This is a genomic window from Aureispira sp. CCB-QB1, assembly GCF_000724545.1.
Taxonomy (GTDB): domain Bacteria; phylum Bacteroidota; class Bacteroidia; order Chitinophagales; family Saprospiraceae; genus Aureispira.
Window position 1 is genome coordinate 1 of sequence record NZ_JHBV01000160.1, and the last position, 4,948, is coordinate 4,948.

General features: G+C 32.6%; 6 protein-coding genes. 2 read left to right on the forward strand and 4 right to left on the reverse strand.

Annotated features, from left to right (window positions below):
• Positions 1 to 252, forward strand: a 252-nt coding sequence (locus tag CG11_RS28660) for a T9SS type A sorting domain-containing protein (protein ID WP_072011025.1), incomplete at its 5' end; no start/stop codon positions are given.
• Between the two features lie 194 nt (positions 253 to 446).
• Positions 447 to 1,127 carry a type 1 glutamine amidotransferase domain-containing protein gene (locus CG11_RS28665; RefSeq protein ID WP_052600342.1) on the forward strand — a complete coding sequence of 227 codons (681 nt, stop codon included), beginning with the start codon at positions 447 to 449 and terminating at the stop codon, positions 1,125 to 1,127.
• Between the two features lie 104 nt (positions 1,128 to 1,231).
• Here the strand turns inward: CG11_RS28665 and CG11_RS28670 are convergent, their stop codons facing one another.
• The 4 genes from CG11_RS28670 to CG11_RS28685 form a co-directional block, all read right to left on the reverse strand.
• Complete coding sequence (locus CG11_RS28670) at positions 1,232 to 2,314, reverse strand: two-component regulator propeller domain-containing protein (protein ID WP_052600343.1); 1,083 nt, start codon at positions 2,312 to 2,314, stop codon at positions 1,232 to 1,234.
• Positions 2,315 to 2,447: 133 nt separating this feature from the next.
• The gene (locus tag CG11_RS28675) at positions 2,448 to 3,131 is read right to left on the reverse strand and encodes a hypothetical protein (RefSeq protein ID WP_052600344.1); all 684 of its coding nucleotides are present in this window, start codon (positions 3,129 to 3,131) and stop codon (positions 2,448 to 2,450) included.
• Positions 3,132 to 3,196: 65 nt separating this feature from the next.
• Entirely contained in the window at positions 3,197 to 3,865 is a 669-nt protein-coding gene (locus CG11_RS28680; protein WP_081909687.1) for a murein L,D-transpeptidase catalytic domain family protein, read from the reverse strand.
• Positions 3,866 to 4,072: 207 nt separating this feature from the next.
• Positions 4,073 to 4,642, reverse strand: coding sequence for a hypothetical protein (locus tag CG11_RS28685; protein ID WP_052600345.1), 570 nt, complete (start codon positions 4,640 to 4,642; stop codon positions 4,073 to 4,075).
• Positions 4,643 to 4,948: the final 306 nt, after the last annotated feature.

Sequence of the window (4,948 nt, forward strand, 5' to 3'; positions counted from 1 at the left end):
GCATTGGATTTATTCAAATTGTATCCAAACCCAACAGAAGGGCGTGTATTTGTTAACTTAGTGTTGGCAGAAACAACAGATGTGCAATTGAGCATCATGAGTATTACAGGTCAAGTATTACAATCCTTTGAGCCCCAAGAAAGTTTGGAGCAAAACTACGAGATTGACATGACGGATTATCCTTCAGGAGTGTACTTAGCAAGATTAGTGATAGACAACAAGGTTATTACAGAAAAGATTATAGTGGAATAATTGGTGGTACAACCAAACACTAGATCAAAATAAATTAAAATGGGAGATGTCTTTTGGGCATCTCCTTTTTCTTTTGACAAAGAATTGAAGCTAGTAATCGTAATGCCTTTGGTGTTTTATTAAAACAAGTCTGTGGAAAATCTGTTATATAAGTAATCATTCATAAATCACTAATAAAATAGAAAACAATCAAAATGAAAAAAGTATTATTCATTCTAACAAGTCACGATGAACTAGGGGATACAGGCAAAAAAACGGGTTTTTGGGTAGAGGAGTTTGCTAGCCCATACTACTTTTTGAAAGATAAGGGAGTAGAAATAACATTGGCTTCGCCAAAGGGAGGACAACCTCCAATTGACCCCAAAAGCAAAGAACCAAGTGCCCAAACTTCTGCTACCAAACGTTTTAATGAGGATTCTCAAACGCAAGAAGCATTGGCAAATACCTTGAAGCTAGAAACAATTGACCAAAAAGATTATGATGCTGTATTTTTTCCTGGAGGACATGGTCCATTGTGGGATTTGGCTGAAAACAAGAACTCAATTGCTTTGATTGAAGCATTTTATAATAATAATAAGCCAGTAGCAGCAGTTTGTCATGCTCCTGCTGTTTTTAAACATACACAGAACGAAGCAGGAGAACCACTAGTAAAAGGAAAAAAAGTAACAGGCTTTAGCAATTCAGAAGAAAAAGCAGTTGAATTGACAGAGGTAGTGCCTTTCTTAGTAGAGGAAATGCTAGAAAAAAATGGGGGGCAATATTCTAAAAAAGAAGATTGGAAACCTTATGCCTTAGAAGATGGCTTGCTCATTACAGGGCAAAATCCTGCTTCTTCAGAATTAGTAGCAGAGCTACTGTTGGCAAAGTTGAACTAAAACAAGGTACGACAAGTATATGGCGTTGCTCTATAGGGTAACGCTTTTTTTCGTAAATGCCCCGTCAGTAGTATTATGTAAGTTCCATTGCAGGGAACAGTATTTTATAGATTCGGTTTAAACTTTTCAAATGTCATCCCATTTTGTTTGTATACGCCATCATTGTTTGTCCCAAGCCAAATTACTCCATTGTTGTCTTGATAAATAGAAATTAGGAGAACATCTTTAGTTCCATTTTTGATTTCAATATTGGAGAGTGATTTCCCATCATATTTCCAAACTCCGCCACCATAGGTTGTCATCCATAAATGACCTTTATCATCTGCAAGTCCAGAATTGAAATAAAGTATTTTATCCCTTCCAGTTTCTCTAGAAAGTTCTACGGCTGTTTGTTGCTCATAGCCTTTGGGTAAATTGGGTTTGATGCTATACTTGCTTTTAAAATTACTCAACCAAATATGTCCATCATTATCCTCCAGAATAGAGCGAACACCTGGTTCTCGTCCATCAGGGAGTCTTGAGAGTTCTTTTTCTCCAACCCACAGAAATGAATGTCCATCAAAACGAAAGGCACCTGCTAGTACAGTTCCCAACCAAAGATTTCCACTCTTATCTTTATTGACTCCAAAAACGGTATATGGACTATACGAAATTTGGGTCTCATCAATTCCAAGATTTTTTTGAATATCTTGCTTGGGGAGTTCTAGTTCATAAAGATTCTCACCATCATAGCGATAAACATTATTAGCATTTCCATTGCAATTGAACCACAAGTCATTTGGAGTGAGTTTCCATTGGCTGTTTGCTGATTTTATAACCTTTAGAGTTGTAAATTGGGTTCCATCAAATTGACTTACACCTTCAGGCGTTTCAATGTAAATATTACCTTTCTCATCTTCCTGTATTCCACGAATCATATTATTCACTAATCCATCCGTTGAGGTAATCTGCGTGAGTGCTTTTCCGTTGAAGTGATAGATGCCGTTTCCATTACTTCCAAACCAAAAATTTCCTTTACTGTCTTGAAATATGGTCCAAATTTGATGATCTAGTGTTGAAACTAACTTACCCAATTTCGAGACCTTTGTTTCAGTTTGTTTAGAGTTAGATGTCCCTTGCCCGTTACAAGCCAAAAAGCTATTTGAAAGAGTAATTAGGAGGATTATTTTAATTAAATGTACTGTCATTTTTAATTTTTAAGAGTTCTATTAACCTAAGGCGATATAGTTGTGTAGAAATTATGAATGATAGTCATGCTCTTATAAGAGAAGTAGGTTGCAGGTTTAGCTTAATCCTGCCATGATGATATGTGTATTGTTATCAGTAATCTTGTTTTATTGTTTCCATGAAAAAATGTAGCCCCCTCCACTTGCAACTGTCATCTGTTTTTTCGAATACTTTATCTTTAAAAGTAAAGGAATAAGAAGTAGAACTTGTGCAGCCTCCACCTGTCGATAATGCATTTAGTTCAATTTCAAAAAATCGCAACTTTTGAACATCTTTATTTTCTAATTGCTTTTTGTATCCTTTATAACTGATGAAGAAGGTGTTATCAAATTTAGAAATAATTATGGTATCTTTAGAAAAATAAAAACAACCAGACGAAAATAGTTTTATGGAATACTCTTCATCATTTTTTATCTGATCTATAAACGGGATATAGTTTTCTTTTTCATGTTCAATATAGTCAGCACAAACAACTATTTGTTTTTTAGATTTTGATTGAATCTCAAAATGAATTGAATGTTTTTTTCCAAAAATAGAGGTGTATTTTAATTGGTATATTCCTAGCTGTAAATTTTTGATAGGAGAATCCATTTCATGCCTATCTAAAACCTTTATTAAAGAATCATTTTGGTATAAGTTTAGATACTCTATATGCCCCGAACTGTTGTTTTCATTACAATTTAAAACTTCTATTTCAAGACTATTTTGAGCATTTAAGATTACTAATGAATTTAATAAACAGAAAATGGAGAGAAATTTTACTTGATGTGCAAGCATTTGATGTTAAGGTTTTAAATTTCTTGAATTAATTATTGTGATATATATTGTATTGAGTGTAGTTTTTATTTGAGGTAATTGGAGGAATTAAAGTAATCTTCTTTTTTTGCATAGATAAATAAGTATTGTCCACCTTTGATACAATTGATGATTTTAGATGAGACTTTAGGTGGTAGGGCAGGGCAGCCCCAACTTCTTCCAGACATTTTATATCTTCGGATGAATTCTTCAGATACATACTCAGCAGGGTGGATAACAATAGCTCTATTTAATGCCTGATCATTTATTCCTTTCTCAAGTCCCAAAAGCCTAAGAGAGTAACCATATTTTCCTTGATAAGTTTGACCAGTTTTATAAAAGCCCAAACTAGATTTTAGGGAGCCATTTTTATTTGAAAAATGTGTAGCATATAAATTACCTGTATTTTTTCCATGAGCAGTATAGGTATGATAAAGTAATTTCCTTTTTTCAAGATCAATAACAGCAAATCTTTTTTTGTAAGAGGGCAAGGAGAAATCAATTATAGCGATGATCTTACTACTATAGGGTAGATTATTGTAACCAGTGCAAGCTTTTTTAAATGAGTCATATGAAATGTTTTCATTCAATCCAGCTTCTTTATAAATGTCGCTTATTTCCTTTTTCGTAAGTTTATATTTTGTTGAACTACTAATACCAACAAGACTGAAAATTAGTATAAATAGCACATGTAGCTTTAGGATATGCCTTCTCATGAAAATTAGATTTAGTTTTTGCTAGTGGAATTATAACGAATTGATAATAAAAGTTATTCTTTATTAAAAATAATAAGACATTCTTGTATAAAACTATAGCTCAATCAGTAGCGAAAAATGAACTTAGTATGACTTCTTTTTTTAATAGTTTAACTCCAATAACAGACAGTTATTATACTAGATATTGTTATTGACTTTGTTATTATGTTAGTTTTTTGTTTCACCCCAATAAGAAATAATTCCACTACTTTTATATACAAAACCTTTGTCAATATCAGGTTGTATTTTTAGTATACATGAAATAGAATCTTTGTTTATTCTAGATAGGAGCAAAGTTCTGTTTTCTTTATATTTCGGAGGTTGGAATGACCATTTCCAATGTTTAGGCAGTCGGTTTTTGCCTTTTTTCAAGTAGTAATGGATATACCATGGTTTAACTAGAGAGAAACTATTGTTTAATGAATCATAAGAGGTGATATAGTAAGTACCAAAGAGGAAGGAGAATTTCGTTGGATTTTCGCATTTACTATCCTTTAAAGATATCTTGTTTTCAATTTTTTCAATAATAAGAGTTTCCGCCATCGAACCATTTTTCCATTTATCTTCTATGGCATCGTAAAAAGGGACGTTAGCTGTTTCAATTTTAAAATCTGGGCAATTGACTTCAGATTTATCTAACCAAAAGCCTCTTTTTATGGCTTTTTTTTCCCAAGTTGTACGATAACAAGAATTTACTAAAAAAGCAAAAAACAGTAGCAAACTAATGAATTTGAGCATAATAAATTTTGTTTAGAATTGGGAGAGGTTTCTTAAACTTAGTTTAGAACTACTTCAATTTTTTCATTGATTGAGTTTGGTCCTTTGGCTGAGAAATTTATTCTATAAAGGTTTGAGTTTACTTTTGATATCTTTATTTCGTAGTCATAACTATGCCAGTTGTTACTTTTGTAGTGTAATAATGATTCCTCAAAAATATTTCCTACTTTTATAATAAACTTATTAGATATTATTAGGAATAAAGCCAGACCGCGCGTACGCATACGCAAGGCAGGATTATTTTTCGTATATTAAAGGCATGAACTA

Excerpts from the sequence above, each read along its gene's own strand:
- CG11_RS28665 (WP_052600342.1), top strand. The coding sequence starts at position 447 with ATGAAAAAAGTATTATTCATTCTAACAAGTCACGATGAACTAGGGGAT.
- CG11_RS28675 (WP_052600344.1), bottom strand. The coding sequence starts at position 3,131 with ATGCTTGCACATCAAGTAAAATTTCTCTCCATTTTCTGTTTATTAAAT.
- CG11_RS28685 (WP_052600345.1), bottom strand. The coding sequence starts at position 4,642 with ATGCTCAAATTCATTAGTTTGCTACTGTTTTTTGCTTTTTTAGTAAAT.
- CG11_RS28680 (WP_081909687.1), bottom strand. The coding sequence starts at position 3,865 with ATGAGAAGGCATATCCTAAAGCTACATGTGCTATTTATACTAATTTTC.
- CG11_RS28670 (WP_052600343.1), bottom strand. The coding sequence starts at position 2,314 with ATGACAGTACATTTAATTAAAATAATCCTCCTAATTACTCTTTCAAAT.